Here is a 20,048-nt window from a genome sequence, read left to right as displayed (position 1 = left end):
TCGCCGAATCCTGCCCGGATACCGCCGCTATTCGGAACCGCAGAGCTCCAGGAACCGGTGATACCGATCGCCGGTCGGCTCCACCCACCGCGGATCCGGTTCGACGACGGCCCCGGCACGGGCCCACCGGGCGGCGTCGGTGATCTTCGATTCCAGCCCCACGGCCATCCGGGCGAGAAAGGCCGCCCCCAGTGCCGCCCCTTCGGCCGCCGCGGACACCTCGATCGGCCGGCCGGTGGCGTCGGCGAGGGCCTGCAGCCACGGCCGCACCCGGGTGCCGCCGCCGGAGGCGATGACGCGCCGCACCGGCGTCCGGCCGAGTTCGAGAATCCGCCGGGCCACGAAGGCCGACGCCTCATACGCCGCCCGGCGGACCGACGCCGCATTGTGGGTCAGATCGGCCCCGTAGAGCATCGCGCGCCGCTGCCGATCATGCAGCGGGGTGCGCTCGCCGCGGATGTAGGGCAGCCACACCGGGATCCGCCGCGGGTCGGCTGCTGCCGGATCCGCCGGTGCGACAAGTCGATCCACCCAATTCAGGAACAGCCCGCCGGCATTGCTGGCGCCGCCGATCAGGCTCAGGCCCTCGACGGTGTGCGGAATCGTCCACAAGCCGGGAACCCGGCGCGGCTCCGATGTCGCCGTCCACACGATCAGGGTGGTGCCGCACATCAGCAGCACATCACCGGCTCCGTCGGCGCCCGTCACGAGTTGTTCGCACAGCGCATCGACCGCGCCGGTCGCCAGCACGGCACCCCGGGAACCGCTCTGCTGCACCTGTCCGGCCGGCGCCCCGAACATCTCGACGCGCGGCAGCTGTGCGACCGCAGCACCGCAGTCGGCGCATGCCTTTGCGTCCCAGCCGCTTCCGTCGAACAACGGGCTTGTGGTGATCGCGGTGGCCAGGTCGATCACCGGCTCGCCGGCCAGCGCGTGGTTGGCCACCGCGGGGGCGGGCCAGAAACCGGCGGCGGCGGGCGCTTCGGCGGCACTCCAGCGCAGGAATCCGGCCGCCTCACCCGCGGCGGGGACCGACTGTTCCGGACTGTCGGGCGCCGCACCCCGGGCGTCGCCGTACAACAGGCCCGGTGTGACGGGCCGGCCGCCGGCGTCGACCGCGGTCAATGACGGCACCATCGACGAAACGGCGACAGCCCGCGCGTCCGGCCGATTCAACCGCCGCATCGCCGCCAACGGCCCGCAGCGCCAGGCCTCGTCGGCGTCGTGTTCGAGTCGATCCGGTGCCGGCACCAGAAGCCGGTGCGGAATCCGCACCCGGGCCCGCACCTGCCCGTTCTCGTCGACGGCCGTGGCCTTGACCGCGGTGGTGCCGATGTCGATGCCGATTGTGGTGTCCCCGCGTGACACCCGCGTCACGGTACGCCACCATTGACTGCCGTGGCCCCTCGACCGCGCGCCCTGGTGACCGCTCCACTGCGCGGACCCGGGTTCGCCAAACTTCGGCAACTGGCCGACGTGGTGTACGACCCGTGGATCGGCGAGCCCGGCGTGACCCCGCTTCGCATCTACAGCGCCGAGCAACTGGCCGACCGGATAGCCGCCGAAGCCGCCGATGTCGTGGTGGTGGAAAGCGATTCGGTCGGCGGCCCGGTCTTCGACCTGGATCTGCGCGCGGTGGCCTCCACCCGGGGCGACCCCAACAACGTCGACGTCCCCGCCGCCTCCGCGGCCGGCATCCCGGTGCTCCACACCCCGGGCCGCAACGCCGACGCGGTGGCCGAGCTCACCGTCGCCCTGCTGCTGGCCGCCACCCGCAAGCTGGTGACCGCCGATGCGGATGTGCGCAGCGGCAACATGTTCCGTGACGGAACCATCCCCTACCAACGATTCCGCGGCCCCGAGATCGCCGGTCTGACCGCCGGTCTGGTGGGCTTGGGCGCGGTCGGCCGGGCTACCCGGTGGCGGCTGTCCGGGTTGGGGCTGACGGTGATCGCCCACGACCCGTACCGCGACGACGCCCGGCACGATCTCGACGAACTGCTCGCCGAGTCCGACGTCGTATCGCTGCACGCACCGGTGGCCGAAGGCACCGCCGGGATGATCGGTGCGGCACAGTTCGCGGCCATGCGCGACGGCGTGGTCTTCCTCAACACCGCCCGCGCCCAACTGCACGACACCGATGCACTGGTCGAGGCGCTGCGCTCGGGCAAGGTGGCCGCCGCGGGCCTGGACCATTTCGCCGGGGAATGGCTGCCGGCCGATCACCCGCTGACGGCCATGCCCAATGTCGTGCTGACCCCGCACATCGGCGGGGCCACCTGGAACACCGAGGCCCGCCAGGCGCGGATGGTCGCCGATGACCTGGAGGCGCTGCTGAGCGGGGCCGTCCCCACCCATATCGTCAACCCGGAGGTGCTGGGCCGATGACCCATGTGGACAACGCCGAGGCCGCGGTGTTGGCTGCGGCCAAGGATATGCTGCGGCGCGGCCTGGTGGAGGGAACGGCGGGCAACATCTCGGCCCGCCGCGCCGACGGCAATCTGGTGATCACCCCGTCCTCGGTCGACTACGCGGACATGGTGCTCGATGACCTGGTTCTGGTCGACCCCGAAGGCGCCGTGCTGCACGCCCACGAGGGGCGCATGCCGTCCACCGAGATGCATCTGCACCTGGCGTGTTTCGAAGCCTTCGACGACATCGGCAGTGTCATCCACAGCCATCCGGTGTGGGCGACCATGTTCGCGGTGGCCCACCAGCCGATTCCGGCCTGCATCGACGAGTTCGCCGTCTACTGCGGGGGCGACGTGCGCTGCGCCGAGTACGCCGCCTCCGGCACCCCCGACGTCGGCGCCAACGCCGTGACAGCACTACGAGACCGGGGTGCGGCGCTGATCGCCAACCACGGCCTGGTGGCCGTCGGCCCCCAGCCGGACAAGGTGCTGCACATCACCGCGCTGGTGGAGCGCACCGCCCAGATCGCCTGGGGTGCACGTGCACTCGGGGGGCCGGTGCCGGTTCCCGAGGAGGTGAACACCAACTTCGCCGGTGTGTACCGCTACCTGCGCCGCCGAGTGTGAATCTCACGACGCGACACGCCGCTGGCCCGTCGTGAGATTCACACTCGCGGGGTCAACTAGCGACGTCATGCAACCGTAATCCCTCGACGCGCTCGAAGTGCTTGTGGTTGCGCGTGGCGAAAGGCAGATCGAAGTTCAGGCAGATTCCTGCCTGCAGGCAATCGGCGAACCCGATGACTTGACCCATTGCGCGCAGGGTCGCGGCGACACTTCCCCCGCGAAGCGCACTGCCCGAGCCCAGGGGCAGTGTTCGCGAATGCAGCAGCCGCAGGATGTCGTCTCGGCGGGCCAGGAAGTCCCCGCCGAGTCGCAGCTCGAACGCGGTGACTGCCGTGACGCGCAGCCGATGACCGGCGACCAGCTCCCGCACCAACACTGTTCCGGGCCCTTTACCGCGCAGGAAGTCGATCAGCAGGTCGGTGTCAACGACTACGAGACCCGCCATGTGGCTCTCATATCGGCGATGCGAGAACGGATTTCGTGCGCGTCAGAATCAGTCAGCGCACCTTCGAGCCCGAGCAGCAGATCGACCTCGTCGACTTCCAAGCTGGCCAGATAGCTGTCCAGCGCTTCCTGGACCAGCGTGGAGAAGCCCCGTACGCCGCGGCGCCGCGCGATCGCGCTCAACGCCCGGTGCTGCTCCTCGGTGATCTCCACCGTAGTTCGCATGCATGCATGCTAACGTGCATTGCGCTTGTGATGTGGCGCTGATCGGCCGCAACCTTGATCGCCTCGCCGCGTCCCTGGAAGTCCCCTGGGGATCAGCTGGGGATCACCTGGGAAACCCCCCAAAGTCCTCCCGGTAGACATCTTTTTCACGCGATAGTTATCGCAAGCAACTGTGCGTGGCGCGCTTGGCTCCGCCCAAAAACTACCCGGAGGAATCAGACCTGTCCTACCTCGTTGTTTCCACCGACGTGCTGTCCGCCGCCGCGGCGCAGGTGGCCGGTATCGGTGCGGCCCTGGATGAGGCCAATGCCGCCGCCGCGCTGACAACATCGGTGGCCGGGCCGGGCGCTGATGAGGTGTCGGCGGCGATAGCCGCGGTGTTCGGCGAGTTCGGGGTGGCCTATCAGGGTGTGGCCGCCCAGGTGGCGGGGTTCCAGCAAACGTTTTCGGAGTCGCTGACCGGTGCGGGGGCGTTGTATTCCGGTGCGGAGGCGTTGTCGGCGGAGTCGATGGCCGAACAGATTGTCGCACCCATCAACGAGCCGTTCCTCACCTACACCGGGCGGCCGCTGGTCGGTGACGGCGCCGACGGAACCGCAGCCAGCGTCAACGGCGGAGCCGGGGGTTGGTTGTACGGCAACGGCGGCTTCCTCTACGGTGCCGGCGGCACCGGCGGCGACGGCGGTGGCGCCACCGGCGCCGGGCTCGATGGCGCCCCGGGGATCAACGGGACCGCCGATAATCCGCACGGCACCGATGGCGGAGACGGCACCCCCGGCGGAACCGGTGGCCGCGGCGGCAACGGCGGGGCCGGCGGCAACGGGTGGGACCCGACCACCATGGGAGGCAACGCCGGCGATTCCGGGGGCAATGGCGGCGACGGCGGCGACGGCATGGCGGGCTCGCCGGGATCTGAGACCGTCGGCGGTGACGGCGGCAACGGCGGCACTGGCCACAACGGCGGTGACGGCGGTAGCGGTGGCGTCGGCGGGCATACCGCCGATGGTGGCGAATACAACCAAGGTGGCAAAGGCGGAAAGGGCGGCAAGGGCGGCATCGGCTATGCCGACGGCACCGGCGGTGCCGGTGGAACCGGCGGTGCGGGTGGAAATAGTGGTGCTCCTGACTCCGGCGGCCAGGCTGCTGGCGGTCGCGGTGGTTCGGGTGGCGAGGGCGGTGAAGGCGGGACCAGCGGCACCGGCGGTAAAGGGGGCACCGGTGGCGTCGGAGGTGACGCCGGCGGTGGCGGAATATCCAGTCACGGCGGCACCGGTGGTAAAGGGGGTCCCGGTGGCAACGGCGCCAATGGCGGCGCCGGCGGTCAAGGGGGCCCGGGCGGTAACAGTGGTGACGTGGTTGATGAATGGAACGACAGCGCATCCGGCGGCTGGGGAGGTAACGGTGGTAACGGTGGTGTCGGCGCCAGCGGCACCGGCGGTGAGGGCGGCGACGGAGGTATGGGCGGTACCGCCGGTGACGGCGGCGCGTACAACACCGGCGGATGGGGCGGCGATGGCGGCACAGGAGGATTTGGTGCTGTCAAAGGCGGCGGCGGAGGTGCCGGAGGTGCCGGAGGCGCTGACGGCTCTACTACTGGGGGCGACCTGGGCCACTGGGGAGGCTTTGGCGGCCAGGGTGGCGGCGGCGGTGGGGGTGGAATCGGCGGTGACGGTGGCGCCGGTGGCGACGGCGCGGTGAGCGCGGAAGCCCTAGACGGCCGTGGCGGTGCCGGCGGAGGCGGCGGCGGCGGAGGCGGTGGCGACGCCGGCACTACCGGCGATCGTATCTACGCTGGCAACGGTGGTGCCGGTGGTAGTGGTTCAGGTGCCGGCGGCACCGGCGGCACCGGCGGCAACAGCGGCGACGACGCGGCGGGCCCAGGGGGGGTGGTGGCGGTGGCGGGCTGGGTTCTGGCGGTGGCACCGGCGGGGATGGCGGCACCGATAATCCCTTCTGGGAGGGCTACGGGGGTGGTGGCGGTGGCGGCGGGGGCGCCGTCACCGGTGGAGGCGGTGGAGACGGCGGCTCAGAATTCGGCGAAGGCGCGGGTGGCGATGCAGGCAGCGGTGGCGGCGCTGCCGGGCAGGCCGCTCTTGGCGCAGGCGGCGGCGCTGGCGGTGCCGGCGGAGCATAAGCGCCGCCCGGGGCTGCGCCCGTAACTGCCGCCGCACCAATCAACCGTCCCGCCCCTGTGCAATCCTGGAAGCCCGGCCCCCGGCCCCCGCCCGCAGGCCGGTGGCAACGAGCACCGGAGGACACCCATGACGCGGTCAGACGACGACAACTGGGATCTGGCCTCCAGCGTGGGCGCCACCGCCACCATGGTTGCGGCCGGGCGGGCGATGGTGACCAAAGCACCAGGCGGCCTCATCGACGACCCGTTCGCCGAACCCCTGGTGCGCGGCGTCGGCCTGGAGTTCTTCACCAGGATGATCGACGGCGACCTCGACCCCGCATTCGTCGAGGACATCACCCCGCAGCGCGTGCAGGCGATGATCGACGGAATGGGTGTGCGCACCAAGTTCTTCGACGACTACTTCACCCGAGCCGCCGAATCCGGGATACGCCAGGCGGTGATCCTGGCCTCGGGGCTGGATGCCCGCGCCTACCGGCTGCCGTGGCCCGAGGCCACCGTGGTCTACGAGATCGACCAGCCGCAAGTCATCGAATTCAAGACGAAAACGCTGGCCGATCTGGGGGCAGAGCCCACCGCGACCCGGCGCACCGTCGCCATCGACCTGCGCGCGGACTGGCCCGCCGCGCTCACAGCGGCCGGCCTGGACGCGACACAGCCGACGGCCTGGCTGGCCGAGGGGCTGCTGATCTACCTGCCGCCCGAGGCCCAGGACCGGCTGTTCGACAACATCACCGCGCTCAGCGCCCCGGGCAGCACGATCGCCACCGAGTTCGTGCCCGGCATCGTGGATTTCGATGAAGACAAGGCCCGCCAGATGTCCGGGCGGCTGCGCGAGCACGGAATCGACATCGACATGGCGTCGCTGGTCTACCCCGGCGAACGCAACCACGTCATCGACTACCTGCGCGGCAAGCACTGGGACGTCGACGGCGCGACGCGCACCGAGTTGTTCACCCGGCACGGCCTACATATTCCCGACCCGCAAGACGACGACGCCCTCGGCGAGATCATCTACATCAGCGGCACTCTCACCGGTTGACGCCCACCTCAGAAGATCGCCGACCCCCGCCAGAGCACGTCGGCGCCGTTCATCGTCTGCCCCAGCTGACCGACGATCCCGGCGGCCGAGCGGCTGAGCAGTAACCCCGCGGCCTCGTCCAGCGACAGCGCCGCCGGCTGCGAAAAAGCACGCGGCCGCACCATGTCCAGCAGCGACGAACCCGGATAGCTCAGCACCCGCACCTCGACGTCCGGATCGAGACCGGCCAGCACCTTGGCGCGGCGCAGGGCGGTTCGGAACCCGCCGAGTTCGTCGACCAGCCCGCGCTCCAGGGCGTCGGCGCCGGTCCACACCCGGCCGCGCGCAACGCTGTCGACCTCCTCGGCGCTGAGCTTGCGCCCGGCAGCGACGCGGCCGACGAAGTCGGTGTAGAACAGGTCCGCCTCGGCCTCCCGGCGGGCCCGCTGCTCGGGGGTGAACGGTGCGTCGGCAGACCAGGCGTCGGCATTGGCGTTGGTGCGCACGGTTTCCGAGCCGACCCCGAGCCGGTCCTTGAGATCACGAACCACCAGCTTGCCGGTGATCACCCCGATCGAGCCGGTGATGGTGCCCGGGTTCGCCACGATGGCGTCGGCACCCATCGAGATGTAGTAGCCCCCCGATGCGGCGACCGACGCCATCGAGGCCACCACCGGCTTGCCGGCTTCCCGCGTCCGCTCGACCTCCCGCCAGATGGTTTCCGAGGCGGTCACCGACCCGCCCGGACTGTCCACCCGCAGCACGACTGCCGACACCGAGTCGTCGACCGCCACCTCGCGCAGCGCCGCGGCAATGGTGTCGCCGCCGGCGTTGGCCGGGCCGAACGGCAGGCCCTGCGGCCCGCCGCGGCCGTTGACGATGGTGCCTGCCACGGTGACCACAGCGATCGCGGGCTTGCCCTTGCGCCCCGGCAGCGCCGAGACCGCCGATGCCAGCCGGGGACGCGCCGCACCCGAGTAGTCCGACAGGGTCATCCGGGGCAGCTCCGGCTCCGACTCCGGCTCCGGCTCCGGCTCCGAATCACCATCCCCAGGCATCGACGAACCATCGTGGCCGCCAACGAGTTCCGACATCCGGGCATACACTTCGTCGCGGTATCCGATCCGGTCGACCAAACCGGAGGCCAGCGCGTCGTCGCGCAACAGCGGGGCGCGGTCGGCCAGCTCGTCGAGTATCCCAGCATCGATCCCGCGCGATTCGGCGACGGCCTGCCACACCTGGTGTTGCAGGCTGTCCAGCATGCGGGTGACGGCCTCGCGGTGGGCGTCGGTGAAGCCGTCCTCGGTGAAAAGGTTTGCCGCCGACTTGTATTCGCCGCGAGCCACGAATTGCGCTTCGATGCCCAGCTTGTCCAGGGCGTCGCGCAGGAACGTCGCATTGCTGGCAAAGCCCACCAGCCCGACGCCGCCGGAGGGCTGCATCCAGACTTCACCGAACGCCGATGCCAGATAGTAGGACAGCGTGCCGGGGTAGGTCTCGGCCCAGGCCAGCGACGGCTTGACCGCGCTGAAAGCCGCCAGCGCCTCCCGCAGCTCCTGCACGCCCCCGATAGCCGACGGCGGCAGCTGCACGCGCGCGATCATTCCGGCGACGCGCGGGTCTTCGGCGGCGCGGTGAATGGCGGCGACGGCCGAGCTCAACGCCATCCGACGGTCGCCACCGGTGACGATGGCGATCGGGTCGAAGCCCGCCGTCTCCGGGGGCAGGCCACGCAGATCGACTTCGAGCACGCAGCCGCCGGGTACTCCGCGGTGCCGGGCGGTGTCGACTCTGCCCGCCAGTGCGCGCACCTGGTCTCTATCGCGAAGATTCGACAGGAATTCGAACATATTTGCAGCGTACCGATCCGAGCCGGCCGGCTGCCCGTACGGTGAAACCGTGAGATTTTCCATCGCGATCCCGCAATTGGGCACCGACGACCTCGACACCGCGGAGTTGCGCGCGTTCCTCACCCGCGCCGAGGAACTCGGGTTTGAGGGTGGCTGGACCCTGGAACAGTCCGTCGGCGAATCCCCACTGCTGGCGCCGCTGGAACTGCTGGCCTACGCCGCCGCCTGCACGCACAAGATGCGCCTGGGTGTCGCGGTGATGGTGACCTCGCTGCACGATCCACTTCAGCTGGCCGCAGCCGTGACCGCCGTGGACCGGCTCAGCAACGGTCGGCTCGACCTCGGTGTGGCCCCGGGCGGCGGGTCGCGGAAATTCGGCGCCTTCGGCGTCGAGAAGGCGACCCACGTCCGCTATTTCACCGAAGGCCTGGAGCTGATGCGGGCCGCGTGGTCCGACACCCCCGAAGTCAGCTTCCACGGCCGGTTCCGCACCGTCGACAATGTGGCCATCCAGCCCAAACCGGTGCAGCGCCCGCACCCGCCGATCTGGTTCGGCGGGCATGCTCCGGCGGCGCTGCGCCGGGCCGTGCGCCTGGGCGACGGGTTCATCGGAGCGGGGTCGTCGACAACGGCCGCCTTCGCCGAAGCCGTGGGCGTCGTGCGTCGCGAACTCGCCGAGCAGCGCAAAGACCCCGCATCCTTCACCATCGCCAAACGGGTCTACCTGATGGTCGACGACGACGCCGAGCGCGCCCGCGAGCAGGCGCTGACCGGCCTGCAGCGCATCTACGGCCGCACGCGCGACCTGGAGGCGGTCGCGGTGGCGGGCACACCGTCGCAGGTGGCCCGGGGCCTGTCGGAGGTGATGTACTCGGGCGCGCAGATGCTGCTGCTCAACCCGCTCGGAGCCGATATCGCACAGGATCGGCAACAGCTGGAACGCCTGGCCGTCCAGGTGATTTCCCGGCTGGGCTAGCCGAGCCGAGCACGATCAGAGTTCGGTGACCGAGCCCCCGGCCGCGGTGATCTTCTCCCGGGCACTGCCGCTGAACTTGTGCGCGGTCAGGTCCACCTTCACCGTCAGCTTGCCGTCACCGAGAACCTTGACCAGCGAGTTCTTCCGGACCGCGCCCTTGGCTACCAGCTCGTCGATGCCGACGGTGCCGCCCTGCGGGAACAGCCGGTTGACGTCTCCGACGTTGACGACCTGGTATTCGGTGCGGAACCGGTTGCGGAAGCCTTTGAGCTTGGGCAGCCGCATGTGGATGGGCATTTGGCCGCCCTCGAAGGCCACCGGCACGTTCTTGCGCGCCTTGGTGCCCTTGGTGCCGCGGCCCGCGGTCTTGCCCTTGGAACCCTCACCGCGGCCGACTCGGGTGCGCCGGGTCTTGGACCCGGGCGCGGGCTTCAAATCGTGCAATTTGATGGTCACTTGTCTCCTCCGGCCTCCGCGGGCTCCACCTCGACGAGGTGGCGCACCACGGCGATCAGCCCACGCGTCTGCGGGTTGTCGTCGCGGATCACCGAGTGGCGGATCTTCCGCAGGCCCAGGGTCCGCAGGCTCTCGCGCTGCTTCCAGCGCGCCCCGATGGTGCTGCGCACCTGGGTGATCTTCAGTTTCGTCTCACTCATGGCTGCGTCCCCGCTGTTTGAGCGTCCCGCGCGGCCCCGGCACTCGCGCTGGCGGCCAGCGCTTCACTTTCCCGGCGCGCCTTGAGCATGCCCGCCGGAGCGACGTCCTCGATCGGCAGGCCGCGGCGAGCCGCCACCTCCTCGGGCCGCTGCAGCATCTTCAGGGCGGTGACGGTGGCGTGCACCACGTTGATCGCATTGTCACTGCCCAGCGACTTGGCCAGGATGTCATGCACGCCGGCGCATTCCAGCACAGCGCGCGCCGCACCGCCGGCGATCACACCGGTACCCGGGCTGGCCGGGCGCAGCAGCACCACACCCGCGGCCTTCTCGCCCTGCACGGGGTGGGTGATGGTGCCGCCGATCAGCGGAACCCGGAAGAAGCTCTTGCGGGCCTCTTCGACGCCCTTGGCGATCGCGGCCGGCACCTCCTTGGCCTTGCCATAGCCGACACCGACCATCCCGTTGCCGTCGCCGACGATGACCAGGGCGGTGAAGCTGAATCGCCGCCCACCCTTGACCACCTTGGAGACGCGGTTGATCGCGACGACCCGCTCCAGGTAGTTGCTCTTGTCGCCGTCACGGTCGCGGCCTCCGCGACCGCCGCCGTCCCGGCGACCGCGCCCATCACGACTGTCGCGGCCATCACGGCTGCCACGGCTGTCCGCGCCCTGTCCGCCGGCCGGTTGCTCCGCCATTATGCGGTCCTTCCGTTCATCAGAAACTCAATCCGTTCTCGCGCGCGGCATCCGCCAACGCCGCGATCCGTCCTCCGTAGGTGTAGCCGCCGCGATCGAAGACGACGGTGTCGATCCCGGCGGCCTTGGCGCGTTCGGCGATCAACTGGCCGACCCGAACACTTCGGGCCTTCTTGTCGCCCCCGACCCCGCGGACGTCGGCTTCGATCGAGGATGCCGCGGCCACCGTAGTGCCGTCGCGGTCGTTGACCAGCTGCACGTGAATGTGCCGGGCCGACCGGTTGACCACCAGCCGGGGACGCTCGGTGGTGCCGGAGATCTTCTTGCGCAGCCGGGCGTGCCTGCGCAGCCGGGCTATCCGGCGGCTCTCGGATACGCTCCGCCCCACTGGCTTGCGGGCACCGGATGCGGTTTGTGATTGCGCCATCACTACTTACCTGTCTTTCCGACCTTGCGGCGGATCTGCTCGCCCTCGTACCGCACGCCCTTGCCCTTGTAGGGGTCGGGGCGACGCAGGCGACGGATGTTCGCCGAGATCTGGCCGACCTTCTGCTTGTCGATCCCCGACACGGTGAATTTCGTGGGGGCCTGCACCGCGAAGGTGATGCCCTCCGGGGCCTCGATCACCACCGGGTGGCTGTATCCCAGCGCGAACTCGAGGTTGGTGCCCTTGAGCTGCACCCGGTAACCGACACCGTGGATCTCCATCTTGGTGGTATACCCCTCGGTCACACCGGTGACGAGGTTGGACACCAGGGTGCGGGACAACCCGTGCAGGGAGCGGTTGCGCCGTTCGTCGTCCGGCCGGGACACCACGATGGCCCCCGCGTCGTTGCGCGACACCGTGATCGGCACGGCAACGGTCAACTCCAAGGTGCCCTTGGGGCCCTTCACCGAGACGTTCTGGCCCTCGATGGTGACGTCGACACCGGTGGGTACCGGAACGGGCTGCTTACCAATACGCGACATGATTGCTTCCTCTCACCAGACGAATGCGAGGACTTCGCCGCCCACGCCCTGTCTGGCTGCCTGACGGTCGGTGAGCAGACCCGACGATGTGGAGATGATCGCCACCCCGAGACCGCCCAGGACTCGCGGCAGGTTCGTCGACTTCGCGTACACCCGCAGTCCGGGCTTGGACACGCGCTTGAGACCGGCGATGCTGCGTTCCCGGCTCGGCCCGTACTTGAGCTGGACGATCAACGATTTGCCGACGCGAGCGTCCTCGGTGCGGAAATCGGTGATGTAGCCCTCGCTCTTGAGGATCTGGGCGATGTTGGCCTTGATCTTGGAGTGCGGCAAGGTCACTTCGTCGTGGTACGCCGAGTTGGCGTTGCGCAGACGGGTCAAGAAGTCTGCGATCGGGTCGGTCATCGTCATTGAGCGATGCTCCTCTTGGTCGCGGCGCTCGTCGTTATCGCGGTCATGACAGCGTCTGTTACCTTCCTCTGCTACCAGCTGCTCTTCTGCACACCGGGCAGCTCACCGGCGTGCGCCATCTCGCGCAGGCAGATCCGGCACAGCCCGAACTTGCGGAACACCGCGCGCGGACGACCGCACCTGTTGCAGCGCGTGTAGCCGCGCACCGCGAACTTCGGCTTGCGGGCGGCCTTGTTGACCAGTGCCTTCTTCGCCATTGCTCAGTTCTCCTTGAAGGGAAAGCCGAGGGCCCGCAACAGCGCTCGTCCTTCGTCGTCGTTCGTCGCCGAGGTGACGACGTTGATGTCCATGCCCCGGACCCGGTCGATCTTGTCCACGTCGATCTCGTGGAACACCGACTGCTCGGAGAGCCCGAAGGTGTAGTTTCCGGTGCCGTCGAACTGCTTGGGCGACAAGCCGCGGAAGTCGCGGATACGCGGCAGCGCGATCGAGGTGAGCCGGTCGAGGAACTCCCACATCCGGTCACCGCGCAGTGTCACCCGGGCGCCGATGGGCATGCCCTCGCGCAGCTTGAACTGCGCGATCGACTGACGTGCCTTGCGGATCTCGGGACGTTGCCCGGTGATCAGCGACAGGTCGTTGACGGCGCCGTTGATGAGTTTCGCGTCCCGGGCGGCCTCGCCGACCCCCATGTTGACCACGACCTTGGTCACGGTCGGGATCTGCATGACGTTGCCGTAGCCGAACTGCTTGTGCAGGGTGTCGCGGATCTCGCTGCGGTAGCGCTCTTTGAGGCGCGGCTGAACTTTTTCTGCGGTGGTCATGCTAGATGTCCTTGCCGTTGCGCTTCGAGACGCGGACTCGCTTGCCGGTCTCCTCGTCGACCCGGACGCCGATCCGGGTGGGCTTGCCGTCGGAGTCGACCACCATCACGTTGGAGACATGGATCGGCGCTTCCTGGGTGACGATGCCGCCGGAGCGGGCGCCGCGCTGATTCGTCGAGACCGCGGTGTGCTTCTTGATCCGGTTGACGCCCTCGACCAGCACCCGGTTGCGCTCCGGGTAGGCCGCAATGACCTTGCCCTTGGCGCCCTTGTCTTTGCCGGCGATGACCAGCACGGTGTCGCCTTTGTGGACCTTCATCTACAGCACCTCCGGGGCGAGCGAGATGATCTTCATGAACCGCTTCTCACGCAGCTCCCGGCCCACCGGACCGAAGATGCGGGTACCGCGCGGGTCGTTGTCGGGCTTGATGATCACCGCGGCGTTCTCGTCGAACTTGATGTAGCTGCCGTCCGGGCGCCGGCGTTCCTTGACAGTGCGCACCACGACCGCCTTGACGACGTCGCCGCGCTTGACGTTGCCCCCGGGAATGGCGTCCTTGACGGTGGCGACGATGACGTCACCGATGCCGGCGTACCGGCGCCCCGAGCCGCCGAGCACCCGGATGCACAGGATCTCCTTGGCGCCGGTGTTGTCGGCCACCTTCAGCCGCGATTCCTGCTGAATCACTCGATCTCCTGACCTGGTTCACATGTGCACGGCAGACGCGGGCCGGTGAGCCCGAACGGACACAACCGGCGTAAACCTGACGAGCGCGGTCTTTGCCACCCAAGAGCACGCGGGGCCGGCATCATGCGCACGCCAGCCGAGGTCTGCCCAAGGCAACCCCTGGAGTCTAGGGGAAGCCCCCGCCATGCGCCAAATTGAGGTCGGTCCTGGCCCGTTGCCCGTCCCCCTACCTACCTCGACGTTTCCACCACCCCCGCCCCAGCCAACCCCATCACCTGAACCGTCCCGAAAACCGTCGACTCAGACCCCGGCAACACCCTGGATCGCGAAAAGCTAGCTATATTCCAGTCATGCGGGGTATCGATCCGGCGCCGCACCGCGGGGCGTTCGGCCCGGCGCAAGCCGTCACAGCAAAGAAGCGGCCCCCGCGGCATCACCGGGCATCGCGGTTGATCTATCTGCTGCGTCCGTCGTGGCACCCGAGGATCGAAGCGGACGTACTCGTCCCGGCGGACCTCGCACTGCTTTCCGGCAGGAAGGTCGGGATCATCGATCCGCCGGTAAACCTGTGCTGGCAGCCCGGAACGCTCGACTTCGCCAACGACGCCGACCTGCGCAGGTTCTATTCGTCGGCGATCCGGTCCGCCTCCACCGCGGACGAGTTCGCGGCATGGATCGATGCGCGGGCTCTGGCTCGGCTGTGGCCACGTGTCGCCCTACCCTCGAGTGTGCGCAGAGCTTGGGAGACTGTGCACCCCGCACTTCGAGGAGACAGCACCCGCGTGAATGCCCGCCTTCAGATTCAGGACACCGTGCTCGCGGCGATCGCCGACATCGGGTTCGCTCTAGCGGGTGGCTCGGCGTTGCTCGACTAAGACGTCGTCACCCGCGACACCGAGGATATCGACGCATTTCTCGACTCCACCTCCACTTCGGCGTTCGTCTCTGCCGCCGACGCGGTCATCGAAGCATGCGAGGGGCACGGGTGGTCGACGCGGACTGTTCGCGACCAGGACCGGGATAGGCAAATCCTGGTCACCGTTCCCGGCGGCGGATCGACCACAGTCCAGTTGGTGCACCACGCGCGATCGGCGCCGCCGGAACACCGCGCGGGTGGCGGCCTGCGTTTGATCTTCAGTGACGTCGTCGGCGGTAAGGGTGTTGCGGCGGCCGATTCGGCCAGGGGCCGCGATTTCGACGATCTGGCCCACATTGTGGCGGCACCGGGATGGTCACTGGGACAGGTGGAGCAGGCAATGCGCGCCCTGGGCTACGCGGACAGGATCCCGGCCTTCCGAAACAGCATCGCCCGGTTCCGCCGGGGCGAGTTCCATCAGGCCATCAGGGATGAGGGTTTCGACCCGGGGTTCAGCCACCGCATCCTGGACCCGGACTGACGACGGGCCGACGCACCGCGCCCATCCCGCCGTCGTCTGAAATCATCGCGCCGCCACCGCATCCGCCACACACCGAAACCCGATGTGGGTCGTCGCGGTGTCCTGGGACTGCGGTGAACGGGCCGCCGGCCGGTAGCGGTGGCAGTATTCCGGGGCGCACAGGTGCGATCCGCCCTTGAGGGTCTGGCTGATTGCCGGGTCGGCGGGCCCGGTCGGCATGCAGCACGGCGGCGGTGGCTGATCGACGCGGTGATGGGCGCCGAATCGGGTTGTCGTCCACTCCCAGACGTTGCCGATCATGTCGACCAGGCCGAATCCATTGGTCGGGAACGTTCCCACCGGCGACGTCCCAACCCAGCCGTGCGCGCCGTCGTTGCGGTACGGGAACCGGCCCTGCCAGGTGTTGGCCAGCACCGCACCGCCGGGTTTCTCCTCGTCGCCCCACGTGTACGTCCCGGGTTCGCCGGCACGTGCGGCGTACTCCCACTCGGCCTCGGTCGGCAGCCGCCGTCGGGCCCAGCGGGCATAGGCCGCCGCATCCGGATAGGCCACCTGCACGACGGGATGGTCGGCTCTGTCCGCCACGTCGGAGTCCAAGCCGAAGGGGTGGTGCCAGCAGGCGCCGGGCGCCCAGTCCCACCACTGCCGCCAGTCGCGCAGGTCGACCGGCCCGGGCGTCGGCCGGAACACCATGGCGCCGGGGTTCAGGTCGGCGGGATCGACACCCGGATACAACGCGGGATCAAGGGGCTGTTCGGCGACGGTCACGTAGCCCGTCGCGGCGACGAATTCGGCGAACTGGGCGTTGGTCACCGGATGCCGCTCGACGGCGAACGCGGCGACGGTCGCGGTGTGGATGGGCGCCTCTTCGGGATAGAAGCTGGTCGAGCCCATCCGGAAGGAACCGCCGGGTAGGGCGACCAGGTCCGTCAGCATGGCTTCAGGGTATGGGGGCCGTCGCCGCTGGCGCCCACTACCCGAACCTGAGCCCCGGTGCTCCCGGGCACCGCCCGGGCAGCCACATCAGTCCCGCGAGAACGCGAGGGCGAGATCCTTTTCCAGATCCACGTAGGGCCGGCCGGACAGATCGAGGGTGGCGCGCGCAATGGTGCCGCCGGTGAAGGCGAACGGCGGGGTGTACCGCCGCGATACCGGCGACCCGCCATTGCGGCCCACCGCGATACCGACGCCGGCCAGCCCGAATGTCCCGGGGTGCGCGGCGACGTCGGAGAGCGAGCCGACCGGGTTCTCGTCGATGAACAGGGTCGCGTCGCCGATCGGGGTGTGGCTGTTGGGCTGGGTTCCGGTGCGCTCATAGCGAACGCCGAGCAGGTGCCGGCCGGCCGGTACCGGGGCGGCCGAGGACAGCAGTTGCTGACGCTCGCCGAGGAAGTTGTAGACGAAATGCAGGTGCCCGTCCTGGATGAACAGCACATACCCGCCGTGCGCGGCACCCTGCTTGAACAGCACCCCTTCCGCGCCGCCGGAGTCCACGGTGACGTCGACCAGGACGGCGAACGAACGGCCGCGAAGCTCGGGGGCGGCACCGATGCCGACGTCGGCGCAATCGGGGTAATAGACGTAGCGGGCACGTTCGCCGCTCAGCGAGGGCCGCGACCGCGACAACGTCTCGAACAGGTTCAGATCCCCCAGCGGCAACCCGTTGTACTTGGCGGCCTCGGAGAACCACAGCGCCTTGAGTTCCTCCAACTTCTCGGGCTGGTCGGCTGCCAGGTCATGGCACTGGCTGCGGTCTTCGGCGATGTGGAACAGCTCCCAGCGGTCTTGGTCGAAATGCGACCAGCCGGCCGGGGAAGCGGCGTGGATGGTGTTGGCGAACCAGCCGTCGTGCCAGATCCCCCGGGTGCCCAGCATGGTGTAGAACTGGGTCGTCTTGCCGGTGTCCGCACCGGAGTCCTGTAGTGCCGCTTTGAAACTCACACCGTCCAGCGGCTGCTGTGCGATGCCCCTGACGGTGTCCGGCGGCGTCATGCCCAGCAGGTCGTAGATGGTCGGGGTGATGTCGGCGACGTTGATGTAGTTGTCGCGAATCTCGCCATGAGCGGCGATGCCGTCCGGCCAGGAGACGATCGCGGGATCGGCGATGCCGCCCTCGTGCGAGGCATAGCGCTTGAACAGCTTGTAGGGCGTGTTGAAGGCCATCGCCCAACCGATCGGATAGTGGTTGTAGGTCTCGGGTCCGCCGAGGCGGTCGAAGAACTCCAAACCCTCTTCGGCAGAGTCGATGTAGCCGTTGAAGAACTTGCCCTCATTGACCGAACCGTTGGGGCCGCCTTCCCCGCTGGCGCCGTTGTCGGAGATCACCACGATGATGGTGTTGTCCAGCTGACCAGACTCTTCGAGGTAGTCCAGGATCCGGCCGATCTGCGCGTCGGTGTAACTCTGGAAGCCGGCGAACACCTCGGCCATCCGGCAGAACAGCTTCTTCTCTTCGTCGTTGAGGCTGTCCCAGGGCCGTACGGTGTCCTGCTCCGGCCAGGACTCACCGTTGGGTCCATTAACGTCGAGGTAGGGGTTGATCGGCGACAGCTCGGTGTCCGGCGGCACGATGCCCATCGCCTTCTGCTTTTCCAGGACGATCTCGCGGTAGCGCTCATAGCCCATGTCGAACACGCCGTCGTACTTGTCGGCCCACTCTTTGAAGACGTGATGGGGTGCGTGGCCGGCGCCGGGGCAGAAATAGCTGAACCACGGCTTGTCCGGCGCCACCACTTTGGCGTCGCGAATGAATTGGATCGTCTTGTCGGCGATGTCCTTGGACAGGTGGTAGCCGTCCTCCGGGGTGGCCGGAGGAGTCACCTGGTGGTTGTCGTACACCAGGTCGGGATACCACTGGTCGGTCTCCCCGCCGATGAATCCGTAGAACCGTTCGAAGCCGCGCGAGGTCGGCCAGTGCCGGCGCGTCGAGGCCATGCTGGAATCCTCGATCGGCGTCAGGTGCCATTTGCCGGCGCAGTAGGTGTTGTAGCCGCGTTCGGCCAGCACCTCCGCCACCAGTGCGGTGTCGAACGGAATGCGGCCGTTGCAGTTGGGGAATCCGTCGGTGAATTCCTCGATGGTGGCCATACCGACGGTGGTGGCATTGCGGCCGGTCAGCAGCGAAGCGCGGGTAGGCGAGCACAGCGCGGTGGTGTGGAACTGTGTCAGCCGCACGCCGCGTTCGGCGATGCGCGCCATCGCGGGCATCTCGACCAGCCCGCCGAAACAATCCCAGGTGGCGATCCCGGTGTCATCCCACACCACATACAGAACGTTCGGGGCGTTCTCCGGCGCGGTGGGCGCCGCGTAGGGCCCCCAGTCCGGCTCCGAATCACGAATATCGACTTCGATACGGCCGTTGAAGCTCTGTGCCGTCGAACCTGCCATAGCCTGTCAGCCTCATTTCCCTCGCGGACGTGCTCACCGGACCCAACGCGCGCGATCGGGCCCTCGCCAGGGTACTGAATACGTAAAGAGAGGCCAGCGGCCGTTACTTGGCCTTCTCCAAGATTTCAACGAGCCGCCAGTGCTTGGTCGCCGACAGCGGCCGCGTCTCCATCAACGAGACCCGGTCGCCGATGCCGGCGGCGCTGTTCTCATCGTGCGCCTTGACCTTCTTGGTGGTGCGAATGATCTTGCCGTACAGCGGGTGCCGAACCCGGTCTTCCAGCTCGACCACGATGGTCTTCTGCATCTTGTCGCTCACCACATAGCCGATACGGGTCTTGCGGCGGCCACGCGTCCTGGGGTTGGCCGGCGTGTGCTTGGGACCCTTGTCCTTTGACGCCGCTGCCTTCGTCGCCGTGGCCTTCGTCGGGGCAGCCTTCTTCGCGGTGGCCTTGGCGGCCGCCTTCTTCGGCTTGGACGCCGCGGCCTCCGTCTTCGCTCCGGTCTTAGCCTCTGCCATTACGCTTCCTCACCATCTGCATTGTCGAGCCCGTCCGGCCCGGAAGCCAGCCCCAACTCCCGTTCCCGCAGCACCGTATAGACACGCGCGATTTCCTGGCGCACCGTGCGAAGGCGGCGATTGTTGCTCATTTGGCCGGTTGCCAACTGGAAGCGCAGATTGAACAGCTCTTCCTTGGATTCGCGCAGCCGCTCGGCCAATTCCTCGCCGGTGAGCTCACGCAGTTCGCCAGGCGAAATTCCCACTGCCATCAGAACTGATCCTCTCGGGTAATGATGCGTGCCTTGATCGGCAACTTGTGGATCGCGCGGGTCAGCGCAGCCCGGGCGGTCTGCTCATTGGGATAGCTGAGCTCGAACAGCACGCGGCCCGGCTTGACGTTGACAACCCACCACTCGGGCGATCCCTTACCCGACCCCATCCGCGTCTCGGCGGGCTTCTTGGTCAGCGGGCGGTCGGGGAAGACGTTGATCCACACCTTGCCGCCACGCTTGATGTGCCGGTTGATGGCGATACGGGCGGACTCGATCTGCCGGTTGGTGACGTAGGCGTGTTCGAGGGCCTGGATCCCGTAGTCACCGAAGTTCACCGCAGTGCCGCCACTGGCGATGCCGCGCTGGCGGGGGTGGTGCTGCTTGCGGTGCTTGACCTTGCGGGGAATCAACATGACTCAGCTCTCCGTGCTCTGCGCTTCGGCTGCCGGCGCGGCTTCGGCGGTCGGAGCAGCGGCGGGCGCCGCGGCTTCCTCGCCACCGGCAGCCCGTCCCGCGTCGGTGCCGGTCGCGGTGGTGCCCGAAGCGCCGCTGCGCC

The 20,048-nt window shown here is 68.6% G+C and carries 26 protein-coding genes; 7 read left to right on the top strand and 19 right to left on the bottom strand.

Annotated elements, in window-relative coordinates; translation table 11 throughout:
- Positions 1-27 precede the first annotated feature (27 nt).
- Positions 28-1,368: a xylulokinase gene (locus tag ACK5M9_RS14130; protein WP_416893784.1), complete on the bottom strand. Its 1,341-nt coding sequence runs from the start codon at positions 1,366-1,368 to the stop codon at positions 28-30.
- 30 nt (positions 1,369-1,398) lie between these two features.
- On the opposite strand from ACK5M9_RS14130, the gene ACK5M9_RS14125 reads away from it, so the two are divergent.
- Positions 1,399-2,388: an NAD(P)-dependent oxidoreductase gene (locus ACK5M9_RS14125; protein WP_416893783.1), complete on the top strand. Its 990-nt coding sequence runs from the start codon at positions 1,399-1,401 to the stop codon at positions 2,386-2,388.
- Positions 2,385-3,038, top strand: a complete 654-nt coding sequence (locus ACK5M9_RS14120) for an L-fuculose-phosphate aldolase (RefSeq protein ID WP_416893782.1) — start codon at positions 2,385-2,387, stop codon at positions 3,036-3,038. Before ACK5M9_RS14125 ends, ACK5M9_RS14120 begins: the two co-directional genes overlap by 4 nt.
- A gap of 52 nt (positions 3,039-3,090) precedes the next feature.
- On the opposite strand, the gene ACK5M9_RS14115 is transcribed toward ACK5M9_RS14120, so the two are convergent.
- Positions 3,091-3,483 carry a type II toxin-antitoxin system VapC family toxin gene (locus ACK5M9_RS14115; RefSeq protein WP_416893781.1) on the bottom strand — a complete coding sequence of 131 codons (393 nt, stop codon included), beginning with the start codon at positions 3,481-3,483 and terminating at the stop codon, positions 3,091-3,093.
- Entirely contained in the window at positions 3,468-3,707 is a 240-nt protein-coding gene (locus ACK5M9_RS14110) for a hypothetical protein (protein WP_416893780.1), read from the bottom strand. Before ACK5M9_RS14110 ends, ACK5M9_RS14115 begins: the two co-directional genes overlap by 16 nt.
- A gap of 185 nt (positions 3,708-3,892) precedes the next feature.
- On the opposite strand from ACK5M9_RS14110, the gene ACK5M9_RS14105 reads away from it, so the two are divergent.
- On the top strand, positions 3,893-5,866 hold the full coding sequence (locus ACK5M9_RS14105) for a PE family protein (protein WP_416893779.1): 1,974 nt from the start codon (positions 3,893-3,895) through the stop codon (positions 5,864-5,866).
- A 102-nt stretch (positions 5,867-5,968) separates the two neighbouring features.
- Positions 5,969-6,883, top strand: a complete 915-nt coding sequence (locus ACK5M9_RS14100; RefSeq protein WP_416893778.1) for a class I SAM-dependent methyltransferase — start codon at positions 5,969-5,971, stop codon at positions 6,881-6,883.
- An 8-nt stretch (positions 6,884-6,891) separates the two neighbouring features.
- Here the strand turns inward: ACK5M9_RS14100 and sppA are convergent, their stop codons facing one another.
- On the bottom strand, positions 6,892-8,712 hold the full coding sequence (gene sppA, locus ACK5M9_RS14095) for a signal peptide peptidase SppA (protein WP_416893777.1): 1,821 nt from the start codon (positions 8,710-8,712) through the stop codon (positions 6,892-6,894).
- Between the two features lie 49 nt (positions 8,713-8,761).
- On the opposite strand from sppA, the gene ACK5M9_RS14090 reads away from it, so the two are divergent.
- Positions 8,762-9,688 carry an LLM class flavin-dependent oxidoreductase gene (locus ACK5M9_RS14090; protein WP_416893776.1) on the top strand — a complete coding sequence of 309 codons (927 nt, stop codon included), beginning with the start codon at positions 8,762-8,764 and terminating at the stop codon, positions 9,686-9,688.
- A gap of 15 nt (positions 9,689-9,703) precedes the next feature.
- Here the strand turns inward: ACK5M9_RS14090 and rplO are convergent, their stop codons facing one another.
- From rplO to rplN, 10 genes are all read right to left on the bottom strand, one after another.
- A complete protein-coding gene (rplO, locus tag ACK5M9_RS14085; protein ID WP_416893775.1) occupies positions 9,704-10,144 on the bottom strand; it encodes a 50S ribosomal protein L15 in 441 nt (146 codons plus the stop codon).
- Positions 10,141-10,344, bottom strand: coding sequence for a 50S ribosomal protein L30 (gene rpmD, locus ACK5M9_RS14080; RefSeq protein ID WP_416893774.1), 204 nt, complete (start codon positions 10,342-10,344; stop codon positions 10,141-10,143). The genes rplO and rpmD overlap by 4 nt, the downstream gene beginning before the upstream one ends.
- Positions 10,341-11,042, bottom strand: a complete 702-nt coding sequence (rpsE, locus tag ACK5M9_RS14075; RefSeq protein WP_416893773.1) for a 30S ribosomal protein S5 — start codon at positions 11,040-11,042, stop codon at positions 10,341-10,343. The genes rpmD and rpsE overlap by 4 nt, the downstream gene beginning before the upstream one ends.
- Before the next feature lie 19 nt (positions 11,043-11,061).
- Positions 11,062-11,430: a 50S ribosomal protein L18 gene (rplR, locus tag ACK5M9_RS14070; protein ID WP_416893798.1), complete on the bottom strand. Its 369-nt coding sequence runs from the start codon at positions 11,428-11,430 to the stop codon at positions 11,062-11,064.
- A gap of 41 nt (positions 11,431-11,471) precedes the next feature.
- The gene (rplF, locus tag ACK5M9_RS14065) at positions 11,472-12,011 is read right to left on the bottom strand and encodes a 50S ribosomal protein L6 (protein ID WP_416893772.1); all 540 of its coding nucleotides are present in this window, start codon (positions 12,009-12,011) and stop codon (positions 11,472-11,474) included.
- Positions 12,012-12,023: 12 nt separating this feature from the next.
- Complete coding sequence (rpsH, locus tag ACK5M9_RS14060) at positions 12,024-12,422, bottom strand: 30S ribosomal protein S8 (RefSeq protein WP_416893771.1); 399 nt, start codon at positions 12,420-12,422, stop codon at positions 12,024-12,026.
- A gap of 71 nt (positions 12,423-12,493) precedes the next feature.
- The gene (locus tag ACK5M9_RS14055) at positions 12,494-12,679 is read right to left on the bottom strand and encodes a type Z 30S ribosomal protein S14 (RefSeq protein WP_007167851.1); all 186 of its coding nucleotides are present in this window, start codon (positions 12,677-12,679) and stop codon (positions 12,494-12,496) included.
- A gap of 3 nt (positions 12,680-12,682) precedes the next feature.
- Positions 12,683-13,246 carry a 50S ribosomal protein L5 gene (gene rplE / locus ACK5M9_RS14050; RefSeq protein ID WP_416893770.1) on the bottom strand — a complete coding sequence of 188 codons (564 nt, stop codon included), beginning with the start codon at positions 13,244-13,246 and terminating at the stop codon, positions 12,683-12,685.
- A 1-nt stretch (position 13,247) separates the two neighbouring features.
- Complete coding sequence (gene rplX, locus ACK5M9_RS14045) at positions 13,248-13,565, bottom strand: 50S ribosomal protein L24 (protein ID WP_416893769.1); 318 nt, start codon at positions 13,563-13,565, stop codon at positions 13,248-13,250.
- The gene (gene rplN / locus ACK5M9_RS14040; RefSeq protein WP_067248389.1) at positions 13,566-13,934 is read right to left on the bottom strand and encodes a 50S ribosomal protein L14; all 369 of its coding nucleotides are present in this window, start codon (positions 13,932-13,934) and stop codon (positions 13,566-13,568) included.
- A 350-nt stretch (positions 13,935-14,284) separates the two neighbouring features.
- On the opposite strand from rplN, the gene ACK5M9_RS14035 reads away from it, so the two are divergent.
- On the top strand, positions 14,285-14,809 hold the full coding sequence (locus ACK5M9_RS14035; protein WP_416893768.1) for a hypothetical protein: 525 nt from the start codon (positions 14,285-14,287) through the stop codon (positions 14,807-14,809).
- Between the two features lie 198 nt (positions 14,810-15,007).
- Entirely contained in the window at positions 15,008-15,331 is a 324-nt protein-coding gene (locus tag ACK5M9_RS14030; protein WP_416893767.1) for a hypothetical protein, read from the top strand.
- 42 nt (positions 15,332-15,373) lie between these two features.
- On the opposite strand, the gene ACK5M9_RS14025 is transcribed toward ACK5M9_RS14030, so the two are convergent.
- The 5 genes from ACK5M9_RS14025 to rplP form a co-directional block, all read right to left on the bottom strand.
- Positions 15,374-16,267: a formylglycine-generating enzyme family protein gene (locus tag ACK5M9_RS14025; protein WP_416893766.1), complete on the bottom strand. Its 894-nt coding sequence runs from the start codon at positions 16,265-16,267 to the stop codon at positions 15,374-15,376.
- 87 nt (positions 16,268-16,354) lie between these two features.
- Complete coding sequence (locus ACK5M9_RS14020) at positions 16,355-18,718, bottom strand: arylsulfatase (RefSeq protein WP_416893765.1); 2,364 nt, start codon at positions 18,716-18,718, stop codon at positions 16,355-16,357.
- Between the two features lie 103 nt (positions 18,719-18,821).
- Positions 18,822-19,238, bottom strand: coding sequence for a 30S ribosomal protein S17 (gene rpsQ, locus ACK5M9_RS14015; RefSeq protein WP_416893764.1), 417 nt, complete (start codon positions 19,236-19,238; stop codon positions 18,822-18,824).
- Positions 19,238-19,489, bottom strand: coding sequence for a 50S ribosomal protein L29 (rpmC, locus tag ACK5M9_RS14010; RefSeq protein WP_416893763.1), 252 nt, complete (start codon positions 19,487-19,489; stop codon positions 19,238-19,240). Before rpmC ends, rpsQ begins: the two co-directional genes overlap by 1 nt.
- Entirely contained in the window at positions 19,489-19,905 is a 417-nt protein-coding gene (rplP, locus tag ACK5M9_RS14005; RefSeq protein WP_416893762.1) for a 50S ribosomal protein L16, read from the bottom strand. Before rplP ends, rpmC begins: the two co-directional genes overlap by 1 nt.
- Positions 19,906-20,048: the final 143 nt, after the last annotated feature.

Origin of the sequence: Mycobacterium sp. (assembly GCF_047975165.1) — a bacterium.
Taxonomy (GTDB): domain Bacteria; phylum Actinomycetota; class Actinomycetes; order Mycobacteriales; family Mycobacteriaceae; genus Mycobacterium.
The sequence above is the reverse complement of the archived record's forward strand: the minus strand, read 5'-3'. Positions and strand labels throughout refer to the sequence as shown.